This window comes from Stenotrophomonas sp. 78350_Sma (assembly GCF_056482105.1).
The window spans coordinates 4,584,660-4,608,263 of the sequence record NZ_CM151182.1 but is presented as its reverse complement, the minus strand read 5'-3'; the positions used below and the strand labels follow the sequence as shown (position 1 = coordinate 4,608,263).

Here is a 23,604-nt window from a genome sequence, read left to right as displayed (position 1 = left end):
GTTCCGATGCGCCGCACCCTGATGATCGCCACGGCCACCGCACTGCTGGCCCTGACCTCCACCGCTTCCGCCCGCGATACCCGCCTCGAGCAGTCCCTGCAGGAACTGGTCAGCTCGCAGGCTGCCAGGGACGCCGGCATTGACGGCAGCGTGCGCTTCTACCTGGCTGGCCAGCCGGTCGGCGTGCAGCAGCGCCTGGGCGAAGACGTGACCAACAAGAAGACCAATGCCGCCAACAAGAGCGACGCCGAAGCCTGCCGCTGGGTTGCGCTGTCGGCGCTGCGCGCGCTGCAGGATGGCGCCAAGTCGCGCGGTGCCAACGCGGTGGTCGACATCGTCAGCTACTACAAGAAGAACGAGTTCAAGAGCAGCACCAACTACGAGTGCTGGGCCGGCACCTTCGTCGCCGGCGTGGCGCTGAAGGGCACCTACGCCAAGGTCAAGTAAGCCACCGTCATCCCCGCCCGCGGGCTGGGGATGCCGTCCACAGGCCGTCCACAGGGGGACTCCATGAAATCGATGCATGCTACGGCCCTGGCCGTGGCTTTCTGCTGCGTGCCCGCGCTGTCGGCGCACGCGACCGATGCAGCACCCATCCGCATTGCCGCCGAGGTACCGTACCGGGCCGAGGTCGGCGGTGAGCTGATCCGCCAGGAGTGCGCGTTCGGCCGCGATCTGAGCAGCAGCATCGTGCGCCATGCCGGTGGCAGGGTGGTGGTTGCCGCAGCCGGCGAAGACGCGGGACGCCGCCTGGACATCGTCGTGACCAAGGCCCACGCCGCAGGGGGGGGGCCATTTCAGGACCGAAGTGGGGGCGCATCTATGGCGAACTGAAGGAAGACGGCCGCGTGGTCGGCAATTTCAGTTTCAAGCGCACCACCAGCCGTCCCTTCACCTTCCGCGCCTGCACCACCCTGAAGCTGGTGGCCGAGGCGCTGGGCGGCGATGTGGCCCGCTGGCTGGACAACCCCACGCTCGATCCGCTGATGACCGAAGAGATCGCGGCCAACTGAGCACGTGGCGTTGCCTGAACGCCGCCGCCACATTACTGAACCCTGCCGGGGAAACACCGTCGATCGCGCCGCCATCGTCGGCTGACGGCTTTCCCCGGTGTCGGCTTTCCGACACAATCACGGCTCTTCCCGGGTTATCGTCCCGTGGACATGCACGCCTACGTCTATAAAAGCCAACTCAAGCCGGACACCTACGTCTACGTTCCCCGACGCGATGATTTCAGCGCGCTGCCTGCGCCGCTGCTCACCTCGCTGGGTGCGCTCACCTTCGTCCTGGACGTGGCACTGGATGCCCAGCGCCGCCTGGCCCAGGCCGACCCGGACAAGGTTCGCAGTGAAATGAGCGAGCGCGGGTTCTACCTGCAGGTGCCGCCGTCGGTGGCCAGCCTGATGCCGCGCCACTATGACTGATACGTCCCGTCCGCGCGCCCTGTCGATCGCCTTCGCCGTGGGCGCCGTGCTGGCGCTGGGCGCTGCCGTGGGCGGCGTTCCAGGTGCCATCCTTGCTGCGCTGGCACAGCCGGCGTTCGCGCTGGGCGTGTCGTGGTGGCGGCGCAGCCGCGCGCTGCTGCCGCTGAAGGTGGTTGCGCGCCAGGACCTGCCGGCATTGCTGGCGTTGTGGTCGGCCGCGCCGTTGTTGCTGGCGCTGCTGCTGGCCTGGCCACTGGCCGCACTGCGTGACAGCGGCAGCCTTGCGGCGGTGCTGGGCCTGAGCGTGCTGGTCAGTGCCGGCCTGCTCGCTGCCTGGCGCACCTGGCCGTTGTGGAACGATGTCGAACGGCTTGATGGCAGCCTGGCCCACCATTGGCAGGCGCTGGCCGGTCGCGACCTGACCGCCTGGCGCGGTCTCGGCGTGGCCGCGCTGGTGATCGCGCTGGCCGCGCTGGTGGTGCTGCCAGCCTGGCCGGGCCTGCTGCCGGAAAGTGCACGCTGGCCCGCCGCGCTGGCGGTGGTGCTGCTGTCACCACTGCTGCATCTGCTGCTGCAGCGGGTCAAGCCGGCGCCGCTGGTGGCGTTGCGCTCCAGCCCATTGGCGACGGCCAGCCACGAACACGAACCGATGTTCGCCGCCGCAGCCGAGACCGCGCCGCTGGAGGCGATGGCACCGCAGGAGCTGACCCCGGCACTGTATGAAGCCGCCCGCCATGGCCGCATCGACCGCGGCCTGCAGCTGCTGCAGGCCGGCGCCGATCCGTATGCGCTGCCCGACCCGAACTGGCGCGACCAGCGCAGCCTGGCGGTGCTGGCCGCGGTGCTGCCGGACCTGCGCCTGCTGCGCGAACTGATCGCCCGCGGCGTTGACGTGAACGCGCCGCACCGCGGCATGACGCCATTGCTGGCCGCCACGCGTGACAGCTGGCATGGCCGCCCCGAAGCGGTGATGACCCTGCTCGCCAATGGTGCCGACTCGCGTGCTACCGACAGCGATGGCAATACGCCGCTGCACCATGCCGCGCGCAGTTCCGACCCGGGCGTGGCCGCGCTGTTGCGCGATGCCGCCGCCGAAGTCGATGCATTGAACAACGAGGGCTGGTCGCCGCTGGCGGTGGCCTGCCAAGTCGGCAACTGGCGCCTGGCCCGCTTCCTGCTCGAACGCGGTGCGCGCAGCGAACCGGCCGAGGGCACGCCGGTGCTGTTGGCCGCTGCTGCCACCGAAGATGACGACCCGGCCGGGGTGCAGCTGCTGCTCAAGCACAAGGCGCGCGCCGACGCCCGCGATCGCCAGCGCCGCAGCGCGCTGCACGAGGCGGCGCTGGCCGGCCACGTGGAGATCATCGGCGTGCTGCTCGGCGCCGGAGCCAATCTGGAAGCGCGCGATGCCCTGGGCCGCACGCCATGGCTGGAAGCGGCCCGTGCCGGGCGCGCCGCGGTGGTCGAACACCTGCTGCCGCACAAGCCGGACCTGGTTGCCGTTGACGGCGAAGGCCGCAACGCGGTGCAGCTGGCGGCGATGGCCGAGGATGTCTCGCCGTTGCTGGTCAAGCGCCTGGTGGAGCTGGGCATCGCCGCCGACGCGACCGATCCGGTCGGTCGTCGCGCGGTGGATTACGCTGCCGAAGCCGGCCGCTGGGCGATCGTGGCCCTGCTGGACCCCTCCTACCCGTTGCCCGCCGCCGTCAGTGATGGCCTGGCCGAGCGTGGCGAGGCCGCCAGTGCCAGCGGCCTGCTGCCGGACCGCCCGCCGCTGACCCTGCTGCGCGAAGCGCTGGGCTTCGGCAACACCGAGGGCATGGCCGCGCTGGCCAAGCTGTGCCAGCCGGAAGAACTGGGTGGCCTGCTGCTCGACCCGGAGCTGGCGCTGGAGCCGCGTGCGGTTGATTGGCTGCTGGGCCACGGCGCCGATCCCTACGTGCGCGACGCCTGTTCCGACACGCCGATGTTCGCCCTGCTGTCGCGCGGCATCGATGCGGTGCCGGCGCTGCAGGTGATGCTGCAGCGTGGCCTGTCGCCGGCCGGCCGTGGCGGCCTCGCGCGCTTCCTTGCTGCCTGCGCCCAGCACGACCAGGCGGCGCGCGGCCTGGAACAGCTGGCGCTGGAACTGCTGGAGCGTGGCGCCGATCCGTTCGCAGCTTCGCCAGCCGGTGATCCGCCGCTGTCGCTGGCGGTGCGCCTGGGCTGGTTGCGCCTGCAGCAGGCCCTGCTGAAGGCAGGCGTCGATCGCGAAGCCCGCGACAGCCACGGCATGACCGCATTGCATCTGGCCACCGCGCTGGCCCGCGAAGGTGCGCTGAAGCTGCTGGTGCAGCATGGCGCCTCGCCGGAAGCACGCGCCGCCGATGGCCAGACGCCGCTGGGCGTGGCGCTGTCGATTGGTCGCCGCGATCTGGCCGACTGGCTGGACTGGCGGGTGTGGCCGTTGCCGCGCCGCACCCTGCGCGAAGCCGATCTGCCGGCGGCCGCAATGGCCGGTGACGTCGATGCGGTGCGCCGCCTGATCGATCTGGGCTTCGCCGTTGATGCGGTCGATGCGCAGGGCTGCACCGCACTGCTGCGCGCCGCCGGTGGTGGCCATCTGGCGGTGACCGACCTGCTGCTGGCGCGCGGCGCTGATCCGCAGCACGCGGCGGCAAGTGGTGCCACGCCGCTGTCGGCGGCGGTCAGCATGCGCCAGGTGGACATCGTCTCGGCCCTGCTCGACGCCGGCGCCAAGCTGGAACACCGCCTGCCGGGCGGCGTGACCGTGCTGATGCTCGCTTCGGCGCTGGGCCTGCCGGACATCGTCGCGCGCCTGCTCACCGCAGGTGCCGACGTGCATGCCGGTGATGCGCAACAGCTGGGCCCGCTGCACTGTGCCGCGCTTTACGGTTTCAGCGCCCGCGACCGTTCGCGCCTGCTCGCCCTGCTCGACACCCTGCTGCTGGCCGGTGCCGAACCGGACCAGGCCGCCGCCGGTTCGGTCACGCCGCTGCTGCTGCTGCTGGGTGCACGCGCCGAGCCCGGCACCGCTTGCGACGAACAGGTGGTGATGGCCGCGGTGGAACGCCTGCTGGACGAAGACGTGAGCCTTGAGGTGCGCGATCCGCGCGGCTTCGGTCCGCTGCACCTGGCCGCCCTGCATGGCCTGCCGCTGCTGGTGCAGCGCCTGTTGCGTGCCGGTGCCGATCCGGAAGTACGCGACGGCCTCAACCGCAGCCCGCGCGAGATCGCGGTGATGCGTGGCTTCATCGACGTTGCCGGCGAGTTCGAACCGCGCGTGCCGGGTGTTTCGTCGATGGCGCGGTTCCTGCGCGACAACGGCTGAGCACCGGGGTCGGATCCCTTTCCAACGGAAAGGGCTCTGACCCCGGCATCGCGTCATCCACGCATGGCGTGGATCTACGGAATCCCTAGGCTGCCGGCCAGCGGCCGGCACTACCGCAATCTGTGGTGGGTGCCGACCGTTGGTCGTCACGCCTACTTGTCGTCGCTTTCCGCGTCGGCCTCGAACAGGTGCATCAGGTCGTTGCGTGCATCGCGCGAGGTCTGGATCACGGCGGCCTCGTCGTCGTAGACCAGGTACTGGTCACGCAGCAGCTGCTCATCGTGCTCGCGGAAACGCTGCACGTGGCGCTCGGCCACAGTGGGGGCAACGCCCAGTGCAGTCAGCACGCGGCCACTCATCTCCAGGCTGGTGCCGAACACCTCGCGGAACGGCTCAGCCGACATGTCCATCAACCGCCACGCATGCTGGCGGTTGCGCGCACGCGCCAGCACCGTGGCATCCGGGTACAGCCGGCGCACCATGCGCACTGCGCGCAGATTGGTTTCCGGGTCATCCACGGTGATCACGAACACATCGATGTGCTCGCCGCCGGCCGCGCGCAGCATCTCCGGCCGGGTCGGGTCGCCGTAATACAGCTGGTTGCCGAATCGGCGCAGGTCGGCCACGGTGTCCGGGTTCGCCTCCAGCGCGACGAACGGCACTTTCTGGGCGGTCAGCAGGCGCGCGATCACCTGGCCGAAGCGGCCCATGCCGGCGATCAGTACCTTCGGTCGGTTGTCCGGCGCCACCTTGTCGGCGTCCGCCGGCTCGCGCGGAGCGGCTTTCTCCTGGCCGAGCAGTTTCAGCAGCGCGATCATCAACAGCGGCGTGATCGCCATCGACAGGCCGACGATCGCCACCAGCCGGTCGTGGTTGGCGTTGCCCAGCAGGTGCGCGCGCTGTGCCTCGTTGAACACCACGAAAGCGAACTCACCGCCCAGCCACAGCACGCTGCCCAGCAGCAGCGACTGCCGCGGGCTGAGCCGGGCGACACGGCCAACCGCGTACAGCAGGCTGAACTTGACCACCAGCAGGATGCCCACACCCGCGGCGATCAGCCACGGCTCGGCGGCGATGCGGTCCAGGTCGATGCCCATGCCCACCGCGATGAAGAACAGGCCGAGCAGCAGGCCCTTGAATGGTTCGATCTGCGATTCCAGCTCGTGGCGGAACTCCGAGTCGGACAGCAGCACGCCGGCCAGGAAGGCGCCGAGGCTGGGGCTGAGGCCGGCTTCCTGCATGAACCAGGCGGTGCCCAGCACCACCAGCAACGCGGTGGCGGTGAATACTTCCGGGCTGCGGGTCCGGGCAATGGTGCTGAACACCCGGCGCAGCACCGGTCGCCCGCACAGGATCACTACCGCCAGCGCACCCAGGGCCACGGCCGCATCTTCCCAGCGCAGGGTTTCATTCTTGACCCCGCCCAGCAACGGAATGGCCGCCAGCAGCGGGATCGCGATCAGGTCCTGGAACAGCAGGATGGCAAAGCCCAACCGGCCGTGGTCGCTGTTGATCGCTTTGTGCTCGGACAGCAGCTGCAGGCCCACCGCCGTGGATGACAGCGCCAGCGCCACGCCCACCACCAGCGCGCTCTTCCACTGGAAGTGGTCGAGCAGCAGCAGGCCGCCCAGCACCAGCCCGGACAGTGCCACCTGCGCCGCACCGGCACCGAACACCGAGCGCCGCATCACCTTCAGGCGTGCCGGCGACAGCTCCAGTCCGATCACGAACAGCAGCATCACCACGCCGATCTCGGCGGCGCCGAGGATGCGGTCGGCGTCCTGCACGAAGCCCAGTCCGTCCGGGCCCAGCACCACGCCGGCCGCCAGATAGCCCAGTACCGCGCCGAAGCCGAATTTCTTGAACACCGGCACGGCGATGACCGCCGCCAGCAGCAGCACCAGGGCCAGTTCCAGACCACCGCTATGCATGGGAATACCTGGTCATCGGGGAAGCCCGCTGTGCGTCCGTTCGGGTGGGGAAAGCGTGGCGAACACCACCGCGCCATTATGCGCGCCGGTCCGTGTACGCACGAGAACAACCTGCGGGGCGGGGTGCTGCCGCGGCGGGAGCGGGTTGACCTGCATGGCCCACGGGTCCAGACTGCCCGCCGCTGGCGGCGCGTCCTCCAGCACACGCATCCCGGAGTCCCCAACCCATGTCCAGCGACAGTAGAAGTCGACCTCGTTCGACGCCAGCGATGGCCACCGCCTGACATCGGGACGGTTTGCCTGCGTTGGCGTTGCGCGAGGTCGCACCCCCACAAGGCAAACCCGATGAACCAGAAGCAATTGCTGCGCCCGGTGGCCGATGCCGCCGCCCTGGCCGCACCGCTGGCGAACTACAACACCGCTGACGCGGTGGAATTCCTCAACACGCTGGAACTCGTGCGCGCCGCGGAAACGCTGGCTGCGCTGCCGTTGCCGCGTGCGGTGAAGATGCTGGAAGCGCCGGAGCTGCACCGCAGCGGCGAGCTGGTGGCCGCATTGCCACCGGCCCGCGCCGCTGCCCTGCTCGGGCTGATGGCTGATGACCGGGCCACCGACATCGTCCACGAGCTGGACGAGGAAGAACGCGCACGGCTGATCCCGCTGCTCGGTACCGATGCCCGCCAGGCCATCCAGAAGCTGCTCAGCTACCCGCCGAACACCGCCGGTGCGCTGATGACCACCGAATACGTGGCGGTGCCCGCCAGCTGGACCGTGGCGCAGACCCTGCAGCACATCCGCCAGGTCGAGCGCACCCGCGAGACGGTGTACGCGATCTACGTGCTGGATCCGGCCAGCCAGCAGCTGCAGCAGGTGGTGACCATGCGCCGGTTGATCACCGGCCTGCCGGAGGAGTCGATCCTGGACGTGGCCCAGGTCAACCCACCGGTAACGGTGGACGCACTGATGGACCAGGAAGAAGTGGCACGGCTGATCCGTCGCCACGACCTGCTGGCGATCCCGGTGGTCGATGCGCAGCAGCAGATGCTCGGCATTGTCACCGTCGATGACGTACTGGATGCGTTGATCGAGGAATCCACCGAGGACGCGCACAAGTTCGGCGGCATGGAAGCGCTGGACAAGCCGTACATGCAGATCGGCTTCTTCGAGATGCTGCGCAAGCGCGCCGGCTGGCTGAGCGTGCTGTTTCTGGGCGAGATGCTGACTGCCAGCGCGATGCAGCACTACGAGGACGAACTGGCGCGCGCTGTGGTGCTGACCCTGTTCATTCCGCTGATCATGAGTTCGGGCGGCAACTCTGGCTCGCAGGCCACCTCGCTGCTGATCCGCAGCCTGGCGCTGCGTGAACTGCGCCTGCGCGACTGGTGGAAGGTGGCCATCCGCGAGATCCCCACCGGCATGGTGCTGGGCGCCATCCTCGGTTGCCTTGCCATCGTGCGCATCGTGATCTGGCAGCTGGGCGGCCTGCATGACTACGGCGAGCACTGGATCCTGCTGGCGATCACCATCGGTGCGGCGCTGGTCGGCATCGTCACCTTCGGCTCGCTGTCCGGCTCGATGCTGCCGTTCATCCTCAAGCGCCTGGGCTTCGACCCGGCCAGTGCCTCGGCCCCGTTCGTGGCCACCCTGGTGGACGTGACCGGGCTGGTGATCTATTTCAGCATCGCCGCGATGATCCTGCACGGCACGCTGCTGTAAGAGAAATGGGGACGGAGGGGATTAAGTCGTTTGTGGCACAAACGACTTAATCCCCTCCGTCCCCTTTTTTGGGTACCGTAGGCGTATGAGTACCTACCACCTGCAGTCCGTGTTCCGTCCGCAGTCAGTCGCGGTGATCGGCGGCAGCCCGCGTGAGCGTTCGGCTGGCCGCGCAGTGATGCGCAACCTGCGCGGCACGGGCTTCCCCGGCAAGGTAGCGTGGATCAACCCGCGGCACGCCGAGATCGATGGCATCCGCACTGTGAAGCGGCTGAAGGACCTGGACTGGGTACCGGACCTGGTGGTGATCACCGCCCCCGCAGCCATCGTGCCGCAGGTGGTGCGCACCGCTGCCGAGCGCGGCGTGCAGGCCGCAATCATCCTCACCGCGCACCTGGGCGAAGGTCCGGGCTCGTTGTCGGAACAGGTGGAAACGGTGGCGCGCAAGCATGGCCTGCGCATTCTCGGCCCACACTGCCTGGGCGTCATTGCGCCGCACGCGCGGCTCAACGCCAGCATCGCCGCGCACTTCCCGCAGGCTGGCGACCTCGCGCTGATCTCCGAATCCTCCGCCATTGCCGCCGCGCTGGTGGAGTGGGGCGTGGCCCGTTCGGTCGGTTTCTCCGCCGTGGTGTCGCTGGGCGACACGATGGACGTCGACTTCGGCGACCTGCTCGACTACTTCGCCACCGACTACCGCACCCGTGCCATCCTGCTCTATGTTGAGCAGATCAAGGATGCGCGCAAGTTCATGTCGGCCGCGCGTGCCGCCGCCCGTGCCAAGCCGGTGGTGGTGGTGAAGTCCGGTCGCGCCGAGCGGGTGCAGCCAGGCAGCCGCGATACCCACGTGCAGGCGTTGGCCCGCGCCGACGATGTGTATGGCGCAGCGTTCAACCGCGCCGGCCTGCTGCGCGTCGGCGCGCTGGATGAACTGTTCACCGCTGCCGAATCGCTGGGGCGGCTGGGCACCTTCCCCGGTCGCCGGCTGGCCATCCTCAGCAATGGCGGTGGTGTCGGCCGCCTTGCCGTGGACCAGCTCATCGCATTGCGTGGCACGCTGGCCAACCTGTCCGACAGCACGGTCGAGAAGCTCGACGCGGTGCTGCCGCAGGGCTGGTCACGCAGCAATCCGGTGGACATCGTGGTCGATGCCGACGGTGACCGCTACGCCGCGGCCATCGAAGCGCTGCTGGCCGACAACGAGAATGATGCGGTGATGGTGGTCAACGTGCCGACCGCATTCACGTCGTCCGCAGACGCCGCACAGGCGCTTACCCGCACGCTCGGACTGCGCCCGCGCCATCACCGCGACAAACCGGTATTCGCGGTGTGGCTGGGCAACGACGACCAGGCCACAGCCACGCTCAACGCGGCACGGGTGCCGACCTATCCGACCGAGGCCGAAGCGGTGCGCGGCTTCCAGCACCTGGTGCGCTACCGCGAGGCGCAGAACGCCCTGATGGAAACGCCACCCAGCCTGCCGCAGGATTTCAGTGTCGACGCGGCGGCCGCACGCGCGCTGGTCGATGCGGCGCTGGCCAACGGCCAGCAGTGGCTGGACCCACTGGCCACGCATGAGCTGCTGAAGGCCTACGGCATTCCCTCCGCGCCGGTGATGCATGCGCGCGATGCGCACGAGGCGATGGACCTGGCGCAACCGCTGCTGGAACGTGGCGCCAGCGTGGCACTGAAGATCCTGTCACCCGATATTCCGCACAAGTCGGAAGTCGATGGCGTACGCCTGAACCTGACGACGCTGCCGGCGGTGCAGAGCGCGGCCAATGCGATCCTGTTACGTGCCCGCCAGCTGCGGCCGGATGCGCGCATTGACGGTCTGCTGGTGCAGCCGACCATCGTCCGCCCGAAGGCGCGTGAGTTGATCGTCGGCATTGCCGATGACGCAACGTTCGGCCCTGTGATCGTGGTCGGTCGTGGCGGTACTGCGGTCGAAGTGATCAACGACAAGGCGCTGGCACTGCCGCCGCTCGACCTGCGCCTGGCCCATGAACTGATCGGCCAGACCCGCGCCTCGCGCATCCTCAAGGCCTACGGCGACGTGCCCGCCGCCGACGAGCGCGCATTGGCGCTGGCGCTGGTCAAGCTGGCACAACTGGCCGCCGACATTCCTGAAGTGCGCACGCTGGACATCAATCCGTTGCTGGTCGATGGCAAGGGCATCCTTGCCCTCGACGCACGCGTGGCGGTGGCGCCGTCGCGCATCCTGCACAAGGGCCGCGGCCATCCACGCTTCTCAGTGTTCCCGTACCCGAAGGAGTGGGAGCGCACCATTGAGCTGTCCGATGGCGGCCGTGCCTTCGTGCGCCCGGTGCGGCCGGAGGACGACGCGCTGTTCCGTGCGTTCTTCGCCCGCGTCAGCGACGAGGACCTGCGCCTGCGCTTCTTCCAGTCGGTGAAGCACTTCAGCCACGAGTTCATCGCGCGCCTGACCCAGCTCGATTACGCACGCTCGATCGCGCTGGTGGCGATCGAACCGCGCAGTGGCGAGATGCTGGGCGCGGTGCGCCTGCACGCCGATGCGGATTACCATCGCGGTGAGTACGGCATCCTGATCCGCTCGGACCTGAAGGGCCACGGCATCGGCTGGCGGCTGATGGCGATCATGATCGAGTACGCCAAGTGGCTGGGCCTGGACGTGGTCGAAGGCCAGGTGCTGCGCGAGAACAGCACCATGCTGGCGATGTGCCAGAGCCTGGGCTTCAAGACCAGACTCGACCCGGACGACCCGACAGTGATGATGGTGACCCTGCCGGTACAGCAGGTCGAAGTGCCCGCAGTGCCGCCGGTGGCCTGACCGCCACCTCGTCGGCAGCGCCGGGCCATGCCCGGCGGTCCTCTCAGCGCACCGGCTCCACCACCACTGCCGTGCCGTAGCACAGCACTTCGGTCAGCCCGGTCATCACATCGGTGGCGTCGTAGCGCATGCCGATGATCGCGTTGGCGCCCAGCTGCCGCGCGTGCTTGACCATGTCGCGGTAGGTTTCCTCACGGGCCTGTTCGCACAGCTCGGTGTAGATGGTGATGTTGCCACCGAACAGGGTCTGGATGCCGCCGAGGAAATTGCCGACGATCGAGCGCGAGCGCACGGTGATGCCGCGCACCACGCCCAGGTTGCGTACCACGCGATGGCCGGGCAACTCGAAGGCGGTGGTGACCAGTGAATCGTCGAAACGTGCCAGCGAGGTCGTCGGGTTGCCGCTGTTGTAGGGGTCTGCCATGGCCGCATCCTTGGAACGGGTAGGGTCGAGGGCTGCATCCTAGCGTGTCGTCGCGCTGCTGGGCCGGTTCTGCAACGCACAGGGCCAGCCACGGCATGTCCTTGTCACCGCACCGGCGCGACAATACCCCCATGACCGACCGTATCCCCCTGTTGCTGCTGCCCGGCCTGCTCAACGACGCCGAGCTGTGGCGCTCACAGTTGGCTGACCTGGCCGACATCGCCGATTGCACGGTGGGCGACCAGACCCGCGGCGAAACCCTGCAGGCCGTGGCCGAGGATGTGCTGGCGCAGGCGCCGGAGCGCTTCGCGCTGGCCGGTTTCTCGCTGGGCGGTTTCGTCGCCCAGCAGATTCTGCGCATCGCGCCGGAACGCGTGCTGCAGCTGGCGCTGGTCGATACCTCGATCCACGCCGACTCGCCGGAGCGCGCCGAGCAGCGCCGCAGCCAGCGCGCCAGCGTGCGCCTGCCGGGGAAGTTCCACGGCTTCGGCGATGCGCTGATGCGCAGCTATATCGACGCCTCGCGGCTGGATGACTACGTGCTGGTGCAGCGCGTGCGCGACATGACCGCTCGCCTGGGCGCGGACGTGTTCCTGCGCCAGAGCGCGCTGGAACGCCGTGACGGCCATGACGTGCTGGCTGGCTACCGCAATCCGCTGTTGATCATCTGCGGGGCCAACGATCGCATCACGCCGCTGGCAGTGAGCGAGGAAATGCACGCCCTGGTGCCGCACTCGCAGCTGGTGGTGGTGCCCGATTGCGGGCACCTTGCCCCGATGGAGAAGCCGGACGAGGTCAGTGCGGCGATGCGTGGGTGGTTGTCTGCGGATTGAGGTGGGTTGGGAGGGCAGGCGGTTCGTTCCACCCCAGTTTGTTGTAGGCGTGGTAGCGGAGAATACCGATGCGTTCGCGCAACGCGTACTCCGCCAGCATCATGTTGAAAGAGGTTGGAAGGAGTCCTGGCATTGCGTCGGCATGATCGCTCGCAAGGCCTTCGGCGGCGATGCCGGCATGACGGAAGTACTGCAGGCTGCGCCGCATGTGCAGGCCCGAGGTGACGAGCACTATCTGGGTCGGCTGCATCTGTCGTGTCAGTTCAGCGCTACGGTGAGCGTTCTGCCAGGTGTTCAGGCTGGCATCCTCCAGCACCAACGACTGCGGAGGAATGGCCAGCGCATGGAGCTCGCGCGCGTAGACTTCGGCTTCCGAGGGAAGCCCTGTCCTGGTATGGCCACCGCTCACCAGGATCCTGCAGGTTGCCCCGGTGTCGTTGCAGGCGTGAAACGCCTGCGCGGCGACCAGCAGGCGGCTGTACCCCGGTACGCTTGGCCGCGAGTTGCCGGGTGAGCCCTGGAGTCCGGCGCCCAGCACGATGATGGTGGCCGAGGGCTGCCACTGGGGAGTCTGCACGTGGGGCGGCGTCCCTTGGATGCCATCCAGCCACCATTGGGCAACCGGGCCGATACCCATCAGCAGCGGCAGTGATGTCAGCGCCATGACGATGGCGAGCGCGCGGCGGCGTCGCCACAACGCCAGCATTGCGCACGCCCACAGGAGGAGCAGCAGAAGGGTCAGCATCGCGGTGGTCCGCAGGAATTCAACGAATCCGATAGCATGATCCGCGCACTCTTCGCATCATGGACATGCAAAGTGCGGAGCCAATCTCACGATGGCACCACCTCGCGCCGGTGTTGGCATCGTCATTGGCCTATCTGGCCGTGGCGCGCGTCCGTGGCAATGATCCTGCGCTTTTTCAATCGGTTCCGTTGGCCTGACGCTGCAGGCTCCCGGCTGGAAACTGTCGTTTCCAGCCGGCGGTTCCGTCGCCCAACTTGTGTCAGTTGCGACACTTTTACCCGACGCATCACGTGCGTATCGCGTTACTCAGTCCCACGCCGGCGCAATGCCTTCCGGGTTGGCCAGGCGGTGCCCACGGTCCAGCTTGGCGATCTGCGCCATGTCTTCCTCGGTCAGGCGGATCGCTGCTGCCTCCAGGTTGCCCGACAGGTTCTCGCGCTTGGTCGACGACGGGATCACCGAGAAGCCCTGCTGCAGCGCCCACGCCAGCGCGATCTGCGCCGGAGTGGCCTGGTGACGGCCGGCAATGGCCTGGATCACCGGGTCCTTGATCACCTCGCCATAGGCCAGGCTCATGTAGGCGGTGATGTGGATGCCGTTGTCCTGCAGGAACTTCACCAGCAGGCGGTTCTGCAGGTACGGATGGATCTCGATCTGGTTGGTGGCGATGGCGCCTGCACCGAGGATGCCGATCGCCTTGCGGGTCTGTGCGATGGTGAAGTTGGAGATGCCTATCTGCTTCGTCAGGCCCTGTGCCTTGGCCTCGGCCAGTGCGGTCAGGTACTCCTCCATCGGCACGTCGACCTTGTCGTTCGGCGACGGCCAGTGGATCAGCGTCAGGTCCACATGATCGGTACGCAGCTTCTCCAGACTGGTACGCAGGCTGGCCAGCAGCGCTTCGCGCTTGAACTCGGTGATCCAGACCTTGGTGGTCAGGTAGATCTCTTCGCGCGGCACGCCGGAATCGGCGATGGCCTGGCCGACCTCGGCCTCATTGCCGTAGATCTGCGCGGTATCGATGGCGCGGTAGCCGACATCCAGCGCGTTGCGCACGGAATCGATCACGGTCTGGTCCTTGAGGCGGAAGGTGCCGAGACCGAAGGCGGGGACAGTCATGGGGAGCTCCAGCAGAGGGGAGGGATGCGAATATCCGGCAAAGGGTAGGCCAGTGGCCGCATGCGTGCCGGCAACGGTGCATTGCACCACCGTACCGGCAGGGCGCCGGCACGGCATGACTTATCTCAATGCGCGCCCACGGCGATGCCATCGGCGCGGTCATCGATGCCGTCGCGGCGGTCCAGGCGGCCGCTGAGCACTGTCAATGCATACGCACCCACCACCACCAGCGCGCCCAGCCACGGCGTGTGCATCAGGCCGATGTGCTCCACCACCAGGCCGCCGAGCGAGGCGCCCAGCGCGATGCCGATGTTGAAGGCGGCGATGTTCAGCCCCGAGGCCACGTCGGTGGCCTGCGGCGCATAGCGCTGCGCCTGCTTGACCACGTAGACCTGCAGGCCGGGCACGTTGCCGAACGCCACCGCACCCAGTGCCAGCACCGTCAGCAGCATCAGCCAGGTGTTGCAGGCGGTGAAGGTGAGCACGAACAGCACGACGGCCAACAGGGCGAAGATGCGCTTCAGTGCGGGCACCGGACCCATGCGGTCGGCCATGCGCCCGCCCCACAGGTTGCCGATTGCCACCGACACGCCGTACACCAGCAGCACCAGGCTGACCGCATTGGCGGAGAAACCGGTGACGTCCTGCAGGATCGGCGCCAGATAGGTGAAGGTCAGGAAGGTGCCGCCGTAGCCCAGCGCGGTCATCGCATAGACCAGCAGCAGGCGGGGTTGGGCGAGTACGGCCAGCTGCTGGCGGAAGCTGGCCGGCGCACTCTGCGGCACGCTGCGCGGCACGAACAGCAGCGCGCCGAGCAGGGCGATCACGCCCAGAGCGGCCACCGCCAGGAAGGTGGCGCGCCAGCCTAGGTGCTGGCCGATGAAGGTGCCCAGCGGCACCCCGGTCACCAGCGCCACGGTCAGGCCGGTGAACATGATGGCGATCGCGCTGGCGGCCTTCTCCTTCGGCACCACCGCGGTGGCGATGATCGAACCGATCGAGAAGAACACGCCGTGGGCGAGGCCGGTAAGGATGCGTGCAGCGATCAGTGAGGTGTAGCCCGGTGCCATGAACGCGATGATGTTGCCGACGGTGAACAGCACCATCAGCGCCACCAGCAGGGTCTTGCGCGGCACGCGGCCGGTCAGCGCGGTCAGCACCGGCGCGCCGATCGCTACGCCCAGCGCGTACAGCGAGACCAGCAGGCCGGCGGAGGGCAGGCTGACCTGCAGGTCGGCGGCGATGGTCGGAATCAGGCCGACGATGACGAACTCGGTGGTGCCGATGGCGAAGGCACCGAGGGTCAGGGCCAGCAGGGCGAGGGGAATGCCACGGATCATGGCAGGCTCCAGAGGGAAGGAAGGCGCGCAGTGTGCGCGGCGCACCTTTGCCTAAAAACCCATCGTCACACCAATCACTCTTGCCTCGTGGTCAATAATGGCGCCATGAAAACCACCCTCGATGAAATGCAGGCGTTCCTGGCGGTGATCGACAGCGGTTCGATCAGCGCCGCGGCCGAGCAGCTGGGGCAGACGCCCTCCGGCGTCAGCCGTGCGCTGGGGCGGCTGGAGGACAAGCTGGGCACCACCCTGCTGACCCGCACCACGCGCCGCCTGCACCTGACCGCCGAGGGCGAGGCCTACCTGCGCCATGCACGGGCGATCATCGATGCGGTGGAGTCCGCTGAGGAACAGATGGCCGCCCGCCGCGAGCGCCCGGCCGGGCGCCTGCGCGTGGATGCGGCGATGCCGTTCGTGCTGCACGTGATCGCGCCGCTGGTGGCCGGGTACCGCGCGCGCTACCCGGAGGTGCAGCTGGAGTTGAACAGCTCCGAACGCTACATCGACCTGCTGGAACGGCGCACCGACCTGGCGATCCGGATCGGTCCGCTGGCCGATTCCACCCTGCATGCGCGACCGTTGGGCCGCTGCCAGCTGCGGCTGGTGGCCAGTCCGGCCTACCTGGCGGCGCACGGCGAGCCGACCAGCGCCGCCGCGCTGGGCCAGCACACGCTGCTCAGCTTCAACGAACCGGAATCGCTGAATCACTGGCCGCTGCCGGGCGATGCCGATGGCCTGCTGCGGGTGCGCCCGGACATCGCGGTATCCAGCGGCGAGACGTTGCGCCGGTTGGCGGTGGAAGGGGTGGGCATCACCTGCCTGTCCGACTTCGTGACCGACCGCGACCGCGCCGCCGGCACCCTGGTGCCGGTGCTGGCCGCGCAGACGCTGGACGTGTACCAGCCCATCCATGCGGTGTATTACCGCAACACCGCAGTGTCGGCGCGGATCAGTTCGTTCCTGGATTACCTGGGTGAAGCGATGGCGCAGAGCGGTTACCTGCGCTGAGGTCGTGGTGGGGTTGCCGGCCAGCGGCCGGCACTACCGTTCATCACGAGGGTAGTGCCGGCCGCTGGCCGGCAACCAAATCCGTCAGGCCGCGCGCGCCAGCGCGTCCTTTGCTGCTGCCGTGGTCGACAGATCAAATACATCCACTGCATCGATCAACCGGTTCGCCTGCAGTTCCAGGCTGCGTGCGGCGGCACTGGCTTCTTCCACCAGCGCGGCGTTCTGCTGGGTGGTGCCGTCCATCTGGATCACCGTCTGGCTGACCTGTTCGATGCCCGCGCTCTGTTCCTGCGAGGCCGCGGAGATCTCGGCCATGATGTCGGTCACGCGCTGCACCGACGCCACGATCTCGGCCATGGTGTCGCCGGCCTCGCGCACGCGCTGCGCGCCGTGGCCGACCTGTTCCACCGAGGCTTCGATCAGTGCCTTGATCTCCTTGGCGGCACCGGCCGAGCGCTGTGCCAGGGTGCGCACTTCGCTGGCAACCACCGCGAAGCCGCGGCCCTGCTCACCGGCGCGTGCCGCTTCCACCGCGGCATTCAACGCCAGAATGTTGGTCTGGAACGCGATGCCATCGATCACGCTGATGATCTCGGCGATCTGCCGCGACGAGGTCTCGATCGCGCCCATTGTCGCCACCACCTGGCCGACCACGCTGCCGCCCTGCGAGGCGACCGTGTGCGCGCCGATGGCCAGCTGGTTGGCCTGGCGTGCGTGCTCGGCGTTCTGGCGCACGGTGGAGGTCAGTTCCTCCATCGATGCCGCGGTCTCCTCCAGATTGGCCGCCTGTTGTTCGGTTCGGCGTGACAGGTCGTTGTTGCCGGCGGCGATTTCCGCCGCCGCGGTGTGGATGTTGCCGGAGGCGTGCTTGATGTCGGTGACGATGGTCGCCAGCTGTGCAGCCGTGGTGTTGGCGTTGCCTGCAATGCGTGCGAACACGCCCTGGAAATCACCGTGCATGCGAGCGCCGAGGCGGCCGTCGGCAATCGCGCGCAGCATGCTGGAAACTTCGCCCAGGTTCAGCTCGGTGGTCTGCATCAGGCGGTTGAGGCCATCGACCATCGCGCGGAAATCATGCTCGAAGCGTGCGCTGTCGCCGCGCTGGCTGAAGTCACCGGCGGCAGCGGCTTCGGCCAGGCGGCGGATCTCGCCGTTGATCACACCGAGGTTGGCCTTGGCCGTATCCAATGCGTTGGTGATCACGGCCTTTTCGCCGGGCAGGCGTTCCATGTCCTGGCTGAGGTCACCGATGGCGTAGCGGCCCATGATTGCAATCGCACGCAGCTTTACCTGGATATGTGCATCGACCAGTGCATTGCTGTCGGCGACCATTTCGCCGAATGCGCCCGGGAACGCACTGGCATCCATGCGATGGCTGATGGTGCCGGCGTCATGCGCCTGCGCCATCGTCGCCTGTGCGTCCAGTACGCCGCGCAACGTGGACTGCACCGCCTGCATCGCTTGGGCGAGGCGACCGATCTCGTCGCGGCTGCGCACCTGCACCACGTGCTGCAGATCACCAGCGGCCACGGCACGTGCAGCGGCTTCCACCGCCAGCACCGGCTGCACCACCGCACGCCGCAGCCACCAGGCCAGGCCCATCAGCAACAGCACGGCGGCCAGCACGGTCAGCGCTGCGCACAGCAGCAGTGTCTGCCGCGCCTGCTGCGAGCGTGCCGCCACGGCCGCCTCCGCCACCTGCGTGGCATGCGTGCTCAATGCATCCAGTGCCGTAGCCACCGGGCGATCCTTGCCGCGCACGAGGTTGTCGCCGACGGCGGGATCGTAGCCGGCCTCCGCAAACGCCTGCAGGGCAGCGTGGTAGTCCTTCTGCAGCTGCGTGTGCAGGCCGATGAAGGCCTGTGCCAGTTCACGCGTGCGCGCGTCCGGGCTGGCCAGCAGGCCCTTGGCCAGCTGCTCGACCAGGCGGCCCTCGCTGTCGAAGGCGTCCAGATGGCGCTGGCGCAGCGCGTCGTCGTGGCCGCGCAGCAGCACGTTCTTCCATTCCTGCACCTGGCCGCGGAACTCGCGCTGCAGGCGTTCGGCGTCGCGGTTGTGCGCGACTTCGGGCGGAACCTCGGTGGAAAGCTTCAACCAGGCGGAGGCCAGGCCCGCCAGAGCGCACAGCAGGACCACGGCAAGACCAACGGAAACCGCGCCGAGCAGCTTGGACTGCAGGCGCGGAGCACGGACAGACGCATTCATGGGGAGGGACTCTCGGGAAGGGGCGATTCGGTATCGACCGCTGCCACCTCCCTCTGAAGTGGGACTTGTATCACATTCCCGTTTCGTTTAGCGATGTGAAGGAGATATTTCATAGGACATATGTGTCCATATGGAACGAAAGCAGACCCTCGACAGGGGATTTAAATGTAACTATGGTTGTTACATGAAATCCGCGAATCCCCTTTCCGACGCCCTGCACGTGATGGCGCATCTGGTCGGCCATGCCACCCCGCGCACCTCCGAGCAGCTGGCGGCGTGCCTGCCGACCCATCCGGTGGTGATCCGCCGCCTGCTGGCACAGCTGCACAAGGCCGGCCTGGTGCGCAGCACCCGTGGCCACGGCGGCGGCAGCCAGCTGGCCCGCGATGCGGCAGCCATCACGCTGCATGACATCTACCTGGCGGTGGGGGCACCTCCGCTGGTGCAGGTCGGCGCCCGCGATTCCGGCGGCGGCTGTCCGATCCAGCAGCTGGTCAACAGCGCCCTGCTGGAGGGCGCACGCGAGGCACAACGGATGCTTGAACAGCGATTGCAGGCGACCACGCTGGACCAGCTTGGCGCCGACTTCGCCCGCCATCTTGCCCATCACCGTTCCCTGGAAGGTCACCATGAATCCTGATGTGCTCATCGTCGGCGGCAGCTATGCCGGCATTGCCGCCGGCCTGATCCTGGCCCGTGCCCGTCGCCCGGTTACGGTCATCGACGCCGGATTGCCGCGCAACCGCTTCGCCAGCCATTCGCATGGCGTGCTGGGGCTGGATGGCATCAGCGGCGCCGAGCTGCTGAAGACCGCGCGCCAACAACTGCTGGATTACCCCAGCGTGCGCTGGCTGCACGCCGAGGCGGTGCAGGCCACCGCCAGCGCAGGGGGCGTGGAAGTGCATACTGTTGACGGCCAGGTGCTGGCCGCACGCAAGCTTTTGCTGGCCAGTGGCATTGCCGACCAGCTGCCGGAACTGCCGGGGCTGGTCGAACGCTGGGGCAGCACCGTGCTGCACTGCCCCTACTGCCATGGCTATGAAGTGGGCGGAGGTGCCATCGGCCTGCTCGGTGGCCATCCGATGTCCGCCAGCAAGGCGCCACTGTTCGCCGATTGGGGAAATGTTACCTTCTTCAGCCAGGGCCTGCCGATCACCGATGAGGAGCTGGCCGCCATGCAGCAGCGCGGCGTGCAGATCGAGACGTCGCCCGTGCTGGGCGTGCAGGGCGACCAGCCGACCTGGCTGGAAGTGGAGCTGGCCGACGGCCGCCGCATCGCCCAGCGTGCGCTGTTCGTGCCGGCCACCCAGGCAATGGCCACGCCATTGGTGCAGCAGCTGGGCTGCACATTGGTCGAGAGCCCGCTGGGCGTGCTGATCGAGGTGGATGCGATGAAGCAGACGTCGGTGCCGAACGTGTATGCGGCAGGCGATGCGACGACGGTCGGCAACATCACGCTGGCCACCGCCGAGGGCGTGCGCGCCGGCATCGGCGTGCATCACGCGCTGGTGGCCGAGGACAGCGTGCCGCGCTGATAGATGCCGGCCTTGGTCGGCGCCGTTTCATCCATGCATGGCATGGATCTACTGCAATCGGGAGCGGTGGGTGCCGACCTAGGTCGGCACCGATTCGTTACCCCTTCACGCACAGCACCTGGCGCAGGGTATGCACCACGTCGACCAGGTCCAGCTGGGCGGCCATCACATCATCGATCGACTTGTACGCCGCCGGTGACTCGTCCAGCACGCCGCTGTCCTTGCGGCATTCCACATGCGCGGTGGCCTCGCGGTGCTGGGCCAGCGTGATCTGCTGGCGCGCCGTGCCACGGCTCATCACCCGGCCGGCACCGTGGCTGCAGCTGTGGAAGCTGTCCGCGTTGCCCTTGCCGCGCACGATGTAGCTGCGCGTGCCCATGCTGCCGGGGATGATGCCCAGCTCGCCCTCGCGGGCACTGACCGCGCCCTTGCGCGTCACCAGCAGCTCCTGGCCGTGGTGCGTTTCCTTCTGCACGTAGTTGTGGTGGCAGTTCACCGCCATCGCCGCCAGCTGGAACTTCGGCAACCGGTGGCGCATCTCGGCCAGCACGCGCGACATCATCGCCTCGCGGTTCTGCCGGGCGTAGTCCTGCGCCCACGACACGGCTTCGACGTAGTCATCGAACAGCGGCTCGCCTTCCATGAAGAACGCCAGGTCCTTGTCCGGCAGGTGGAAGCCCAGCACGCGCCGCGCCAGTTCCTCGCGCGCCTTCTCGATGAAGTAGGTGCCGATCAGGTTGCCGGTGCCGCGCGAGCCGCTGTGCAGCATCACCCACACCGTATCCGTCTCGTCCAGGCACAGTTCGATGAAGTGGTTGCCACCGCCCAGCGTGCCCAGCTGACGGTCCAGCTTGTCGGTGCGGATCTTCCGGTGCCTGTCCTTGATCTTCTCCAGCCCGGCGGCCAGCCCGGACTGCACCAGCCGGGTGTGGATGCTGTCGGGCATGCGGTGATGCTCGCCGCCACGGCCATTGCCGACCGGGATGCTGCGCTCGATGCTGTTGCGCAGCTGCCGCAGGTCATCGGGCAGGTCATTGGCGCGCAGCGTGGTGCGCACCGCCGCCATGCCACAGCCGATGTCGACGCCGACCGCAGCCGGGATGATCGCACCACGGGTCGGGATCACCGAGCCCACGGTCGCGCCTTTGCCCAGGTGCACGTCCGGCATCACGGCCACCCACGGTCCGACGAACGGGATCGCGGCGATGTTGCGCAGCTGCTCGTGGGCCTGCGCTTCCAGCGGCACCCCGTTGACCCAGCCCTTGATCGGCGTGGTGCCATCGGCATGCAGCCATTGATAGTTGTGTTGAGTGTCCATGTCTTCGTGTTTGTCCTTGATGGGCCGGCGGCGCGTCCCTGCGCCGCCGCTACCCCCTACCTGATCGTCACCAGCTGCTTCAGCACGCCATCCAGGCCGCCGAACACGGTGAGCTTGTCGATCTTCTCGGTGACCTTCTCCAGTGCCTCCAGCTCCTTCAAGCGCATCAGCACCGGGTTGTCCTCGATCAGCTTTGCGGTGTTGAGCTGCGAACGCGTGGCGTTGGCCTCCTCGCGGCGGCGGATCACGCTGGCCTGGGCCTGCTTCTCGGCCAGCACCACGCCGTTGAGGATCTCCTTCATCTCGCCCGGCAGGATCACGTCCTTGATGCCCACGCCAAGCAGCCGCACGCCGTGGCCCTCGATCGTCGCCTGCACATGGGCAGCGATCTCGCCGTCCAGTGCCGCCTTGTCGCCCAGCAACTCGTCCAGGCTGCGCGCCGCGATCGCCTGGCGCAGGCCGAACTGCAGCTGACGGTAGACGAACTCATCGGCGTTGCTGAGCGTGCGGTGCGCACGCACCGGGTCGACCACCTGCACGGTCGCGGCCAGGTTCACCCGCAGGGTCACCTTGTCGCGGCTGAGCAGCTCCTGGCCGGACACGTCCAGCGAACGTGCACGCAGTTCCACACGCTCCACCGACACGTTGCCGTTGAAGTTCCAGAACGCGTGCAGGCCGGCGTCCAGCGTCTGCCGCAGCGTGCCATCGATGAACAGCAGGCCCACCGACTCGCTCGGCACGGTGCTGATCACCGCCACACGCGGCAGCACGCCCAGCTGGCCCAGGCGCTGCTGCACGTCCGCCGGAATGCGCGGCTCGTCGCCCAGCGCCATCACGCGTACCTGGGTGTCGACAGAACCGCGCCAGTACAGGCGGCGGCTGCCCGGCGGCAGCACTTCGTCGATGCGGCCGTTGCGCAGCAACAGGCCGACCTCGCTGGCGCCGACGTTGGCCAGCACGAAGTGCGTGTCCAACCGCGCGCCCAGTGCCTCGATCAGGCTGTCCTGGTCGCTGCCGGTATAGGCCGCGCCCTTCGATGCAGTGTGGATGTCCACGTGCGGCCGGCCGCCGAACGGCGACAGGCGGTGCACGCCCGGCAGCAGGATCTGCTGGAAACGACGGTTGCGATACACCAGGCCGCGCTCGCCGTCGCCGATCACGACCTTGATGGTCCAGAACATGGGAGTCTCTCCTTGTATGGCTCTGGTGGTTCGACCCGTTGCGGATGAATCGCCATGACCCGGGTCGATCCGGTCGTGGCGAGGCCGCCTGCACATCACGTGCAGGCGGCGGAAGAGGGCGGCCATCGGCGGACGGTCCGCGCGCGGAGCCTTCGGTGCACCGGCAGTGCTGCCATCGTCGTTCCCGGCAGGCAGCACCGGTGCGGAACGTGGCTGGCAGTGGCGGCGGGCCGGGGCCCGGCGTGCGGTCCGTTGCCTTCCACGTTCCTGCCCGAAGGCGATGACGGTGGAAGGCGACGATGGCCGCTGGGGCTTGCGCCCCGGGTGTTGCTTCAAGTCATGACGTGAGAGGTCATGTGGTTTGGAGTGGGAATCGAACCCACGACAGACGGATTACGGATCCGTTGCTCTGACCAAGCTGAGCTATCCAGTTGGGGACCGCGCGGAATCGAACCGCGTACCGGCGAACCGGTGCCTGCCTCCAGCAGGCGATCCAGGCGATGGCATGTCCGCGACCTCCGGCATACGCCACGGCAATGCCGCGCGCACCAGCCCGTGGTTGAAACGGGACCGTTGGAGAATCGAGGGTGCAGGCCACCGACATTATCGGCGAGCGATAATGTTTGGGTGCAATGCAGATAATGTCCAGGCGTTGCCGGTCGCGCGAAGTAAATCCTTCGGCGGG

Annotated in this window: 19 protein-coding genes and 1 tRNA gene; 11 read left to right on the top strand and 9 right to left on the bottom strand. The window is 68.0% G+C overall.

The window, feature by feature from the left end; all coding sequences use genetic code 11:
- The first annotated feature begins 6 nt into the window (after positions 1 to 6).
- From ACZK4H_RS21200 to ACZK4H_RS21180, 5 genes are all read left to right on the top strand, one after another.
- The gene (locus tag ACZK4H_RS21200) at positions 7 to 447 is read left to right on the top strand and encodes an excinuclease ATPase subunit (RefSeq protein WP_099551753.1); all 441 of its coding nucleotides are present in this window, start codon (positions 7 to 9) and stop codon (positions 445 to 447) included.
- Between the two features lie 63 nt (positions 448 to 510).
- Positions 511 to 834: a hypothetical protein gene (locus ACZK4H_RS21195; protein WP_143567570.1), complete on the top strand. Its 324-nt coding sequence runs from the start codon at positions 511 to 513 to the stop codon at positions 832 to 834.
- A 14-nt stretch (positions 835 to 848) separates the two neighbouring features.
- Positions 849 to 1,013 (top strand): hypothetical protein, encoded by a 165-nt coding sequence (locus tag ACZK4H_RS21190; RefSeq protein ID WP_158230203.1) that lies wholly within the window; start codon positions 849 to 851, stop codon positions 1,011 to 1,013.
- Between the two features lie 150 nt (positions 1,014 to 1,163).
- Positions 1,164 to 1,424 (top strand): YcgL domain-containing protein, encoded by a 261-nt coding sequence (locus ACZK4H_RS21185; protein ID WP_049431711.1) that lies wholly within the window; start codon positions 1,164 to 1,166, stop codon positions 1,422 to 1,424.
- Positions 1,417 to 4,755 carry an ankyrin repeat domain-containing protein gene (locus ACZK4H_RS21180; protein ID WP_099551751.1) on the top strand — a complete coding sequence of 1,113 codons (3,339 nt, stop codon included), beginning with the start codon at positions 1,417 to 1,419 and terminating at the stop codon, positions 4,753 to 4,755. The genes ACZK4H_RS21185 and ACZK4H_RS21180 overlap by 8 nt, the downstream gene beginning before the upstream one ends.
- 152 nt (positions 4,756 to 4,907) lie before the next feature.
- On the opposite strand, the gene ACZK4H_RS21175 is transcribed toward ACZK4H_RS21180, so the two are convergent.
- Positions 4,908 to 6,686 (bottom strand): monovalent cation:proton antiporter-2 (CPA2) family protein, encoded by a 1,779-nt coding sequence (locus ACZK4H_RS21175; protein ID WP_099551750.1) that lies wholly within the window; start codon positions 6,684 to 6,686, stop codon positions 4,908 to 4,910.
- 345 nt (positions 6,687 to 7,031) lie between these two features.
- On the opposite strand from ACZK4H_RS21175, the gene mgtE reads away from it, so the two are divergent.
- Both mgtE and ACZK4H_RS21165 read left to right on the top strand, forming a co-directional pair.
- Complete coding sequence (mgtE, locus tag ACZK4H_RS21170) at positions 7,032 to 8,402, top strand: magnesium transporter (protein WP_099551749.1); 1,371 nt, start codon at positions 7,032 to 7,034, stop codon at positions 8,400 to 8,402.
- Positions 8,403 to 8,487: 85 nt separating this feature from the next.
- Positions 8,488 to 11,214 carry a bifunctional acetate--CoA ligase family protein/GNAT family N-acetyltransferase gene (locus tag ACZK4H_RS21165; RefSeq protein ID WP_099551748.1) on the top strand — a complete coding sequence of 909 codons (2,727 nt, stop codon included), beginning with the start codon at positions 8,488 to 8,490 and terminating at the stop codon, positions 11,212 to 11,214.
- Positions 11,215 to 11,257: 43 nt separating this feature from the next.
- Here the strand turns inward: ACZK4H_RS21165 and ACZK4H_RS21160 are convergent, their stop codons facing one another.
- Complete coding sequence (locus ACZK4H_RS21160; RefSeq protein WP_049426729.1) at positions 11,258 to 11,638, bottom strand: YbjQ family protein; 381 nt, start codon at positions 11,636 to 11,638, stop codon at positions 11,258 to 11,260.
- Between the two features lie 131 nt (positions 11,639 to 11,769).
- Here ACZK4H_RS21160 and ACZK4H_RS21155 point away from each other — a divergent pair, with 131 nt between their 5' ends.
- Positions 11,770 to 12,471, top strand: coding sequence for an alpha/beta fold hydrolase (locus ACZK4H_RS21155; RefSeq protein ID WP_099551747.1), 702 nt, complete (start codon positions 11,770 to 11,772; stop codon positions 12,469 to 12,471).
- Here ACZK4H_RS21155 and ACZK4H_RS21150 read toward each other — a convergent pair.
- The 3 genes from ACZK4H_RS21150 to ACZK4H_RS21140 all read right to left on the bottom strand — a co-directional run bounded on the left by ACZK4H_RS21150 (position 12,434) and on the right by ACZK4H_RS21140 (position 15,672).
- Positions 12,434 to 13,216, bottom strand: coding sequence for a YdcF family protein (locus ACZK4H_RS21150; RefSeq protein WP_099551746.1), 783 nt, complete (start codon positions 13,214 to 13,216; stop codon positions 12,434 to 12,436). The genes ACZK4H_RS21155 and ACZK4H_RS21150 overlap by 38 nt on opposite strands.
- A gap of 306 nt (positions 13,217 to 13,522) precedes the next feature.
- Positions 13,523 to 14,332: a 2,5-didehydrogluconate reductase DkgB gene (gene dkgB, locus ACZK4H_RS21145; protein WP_099551745.1), complete on the bottom strand. Its 810-nt coding sequence runs from the start codon at positions 14,330 to 14,332 to the stop codon at positions 13,523 to 13,525.
- 125 nt (positions 14,333 to 14,457) lie between these two features.
- Positions 14,458 to 15,672, bottom strand: coding sequence for an MFS transporter (locus ACZK4H_RS21140; RefSeq protein ID WP_099551744.1), 1,215 nt, complete (start codon positions 15,670 to 15,672; stop codon positions 14,458 to 14,460).
- Positions 15,673 to 15,777: 105 nt separating this feature from the next.
- On the opposite strand from ACZK4H_RS21140, the gene ACZK4H_RS21135 reads away from it, so the two are divergent.
- Positions 15,778 to 16,680 (top strand): LysR family transcriptional regulator, encoded by a 903-nt coding sequence (locus ACZK4H_RS21135; protein ID WP_099551743.1) that lies wholly within the window; start codon positions 15,778 to 15,780, stop codon positions 16,678 to 16,680.
- Positions 16,681 to 16,764: 84 nt separating this feature from the next.
- Here ACZK4H_RS21135 and ACZK4H_RS21130 read toward each other — a convergent pair whose 3' ends face one another.
- Positions 16,765 to 18,885 carry a methyl-accepting chemotaxis protein gene (locus ACZK4H_RS21130; RefSeq protein ID WP_099551742.1) on the bottom strand — a complete coding sequence of 707 codons (2,121 nt, stop codon included), beginning with the start codon at positions 18,883 to 18,885 and terminating at the stop codon, positions 16,765 to 16,767.
- Positions 18,886 to 19,069: 184 nt separating this feature from the next.
- On the opposite strand from ACZK4H_RS21130, the gene ACZK4H_RS21125 reads away from it, so the two are divergent.
- Both ACZK4H_RS21125 and ACZK4H_RS21120 read left to right on the top strand, forming a co-directional pair.
- Positions 19,070 to 19,525: an Rrf2 family transcriptional regulator gene (locus tag ACZK4H_RS21125; protein ID WP_099551741.1), complete on the top strand. Its 456-nt coding sequence runs from the start codon at positions 19,070 to 19,072 to the stop codon at positions 19,523 to 19,525.
- Positions 19,515 to 20,420 (top strand): NAD(P)/FAD-dependent oxidoreductase, encoded by a 906-nt coding sequence (locus tag ACZK4H_RS21120; protein ID WP_099551740.1) that lies wholly within the window; start codon positions 19,515 to 19,517, stop codon positions 20,418 to 20,420. The genes ACZK4H_RS21125 and ACZK4H_RS21120 overlap by 11 nt, the downstream gene beginning before the upstream one ends.
- A 97-nt stretch (positions 20,421 to 20,517) precedes the next feature.
- Here the strand turns inward: ACZK4H_RS21120 and ACZK4H_RS21115 are convergent, their stop codons facing one another.
- The 3 genes from ACZK4H_RS21115 to ACZK4H_RS21105 all read right to left on the bottom strand — a co-directional run bounded on the left by ACZK4H_RS21115 (position 20,518) and on the right by ACZK4H_RS21105 (position 23,350).
- Positions 20,518 to 21,738, bottom strand: coding sequence for an RtcB family protein (locus ACZK4H_RS21115; protein ID WP_099551739.1), 1,221 nt, complete (start codon positions 21,736 to 21,738; stop codon positions 20,518 to 20,520).
- 56 nt (positions 21,739 to 21,794) lie between these two features.
- The gene (locus ACZK4H_RS21110) at positions 21,795 to 22,919 is read right to left on the bottom strand and encodes a slipin family protein (RefSeq protein WP_099551738.1); all 1,125 of its coding nucleotides are present in this window, start codon (positions 22,917 to 22,919) and stop codon (positions 21,795 to 21,797) included.
- 357 nt (positions 22,920 to 23,276) lie between these two features.
- Positions 23,277 to 23,350: transfer RNA gene (locus tag ACZK4H_RS21105), tRNA-Thr, on the bottom strand.
- Positions 23,351 to 23,604: the final 254 nt, after the last annotated feature.

Excerpts from the sequence above, each read along its gene's own strand:
- ACZK4H_RS21120 (WP_099551740.1), top strand. The coding sequence starts at position 19,515 with ATGAATCCTGATGTGCTCATCGTCGGCGGCAGCTATGCCGGCATTGCC.
- ACZK4H_RS21160 (WP_049426729.1), bottom strand. The coding sequence starts at position 11,638 with ATGGCAGACCCCTACAACAGCGGCAACCCGACGACCTCGCTGGCACGT.
- ACZK4H_RS21140 (WP_099551744.1), bottom strand. The coding sequence starts at position 15,672 with ATGATCCGTGGCATTCCCCTCGCCCTGCTGGCCCTGACCCTCGGTGCC.
- ACZK4H_RS21135 (WP_099551743.1), top strand. The coding sequence starts at position 15,778 with ATGAAAACCACCCTCGATGAAATGCAGGCGTTCCTGGCGGTGATCGAC.
- ACZK4H_RS21110 (WP_099551738.1), bottom strand. The coding sequence starts at position 22,919 with ATGTTCTGGACCATCAAGGTCGTGATCGGCGACGGCGAGCGCGGCCTG.
- ACZK4H_RS21195 (WP_143567570.1), top strand. The coding sequence starts at position 511 with ATGAAATCGATGCATGCTACGGCCCTGGCCGTGGCTTTCTGCTGCGTG.
- ACZK4H_RS21125 (WP_099551741.1), top strand. The coding sequence starts at position 19,070 with ATGAAATCCGCGAATCCCCTTTCCGACGCCCTGCACGTGATGGCGCAT.
- dkgB (WP_099551745.1), bottom strand. The coding sequence starts at position 14,332 with ATGACTGTCCCCGCCTTCGGTCTCGGCACCTTCCGCCTCAAGGACCAG.
- ACZK4H_RS21155 (WP_099551747.1), top strand. The coding sequence starts at position 11,770 with ATGACCGACCGTATCCCCCTGTTGCTGCTGCCCGGCCTGCTCAACGAC.
- ACZK4H_RS21115 (WP_099551739.1), bottom strand. The coding sequence starts at position 21,738 with ATGGACACTCAACACAACTATCAATGGCTGCATGCCGATGGCACCACG.
- ACZK4H_RS21130 (WP_099551742.1), bottom strand. The coding sequence starts at position 18,885 with ATGAATGCGTCTGTCCGTGCTCCGCGCCTGCAGTCCAAGCTGCTCGGC.
- ACZK4H_RS21185 (WP_049431711.1), top strand. The coding sequence starts at position 1,164 with ATGCACGCCTACGTCTATAAAAGCCAACTCAAGCCGGACACCTACGTC.
- ACZK4H_RS21175 (WP_099551750.1), bottom strand. The coding sequence starts at position 6,686 with ATGCATAGCGGTGGTCTGGAACTGGCCCTGGTGCTGCTGCTGGCGGCG.
- ACZK4H_RS21150 (WP_099551746.1), bottom strand. The coding sequence starts at position 13,216 with ATGCTGACCCTTCTGCTGCTCCTCCTGTGGGCGTGCGCAATGCTGGCG.
- ACZK4H_RS21165 (WP_099551748.1), top strand. The coding sequence starts at position 8,488 with ATGAGTACCTACCACCTGCAGTCCGTGTTCCGTCCGCAGTCAGTCGCG.
- ACZK4H_RS21200 (WP_099551753.1), top strand. The coding sequence starts at position 7 with ATGCGCCGCACCCTGATGATCGCCACGGCCACCGCACTGCTGGCCCTG.
- mgtE (WP_099551749.1), top strand. The coding sequence starts at position 7,032 with ATGAACCAGAAGCAATTGCTGCGCCCGGTGGCCGATGCCGCCGCCCTG.
- ACZK4H_RS21180 (WP_099551751.1), top strand. The coding sequence starts at position 1,417 with ATGACTGATACGTCCCGTCCGCGCGCCCTGTCGATCGCCTTCGCCGTG.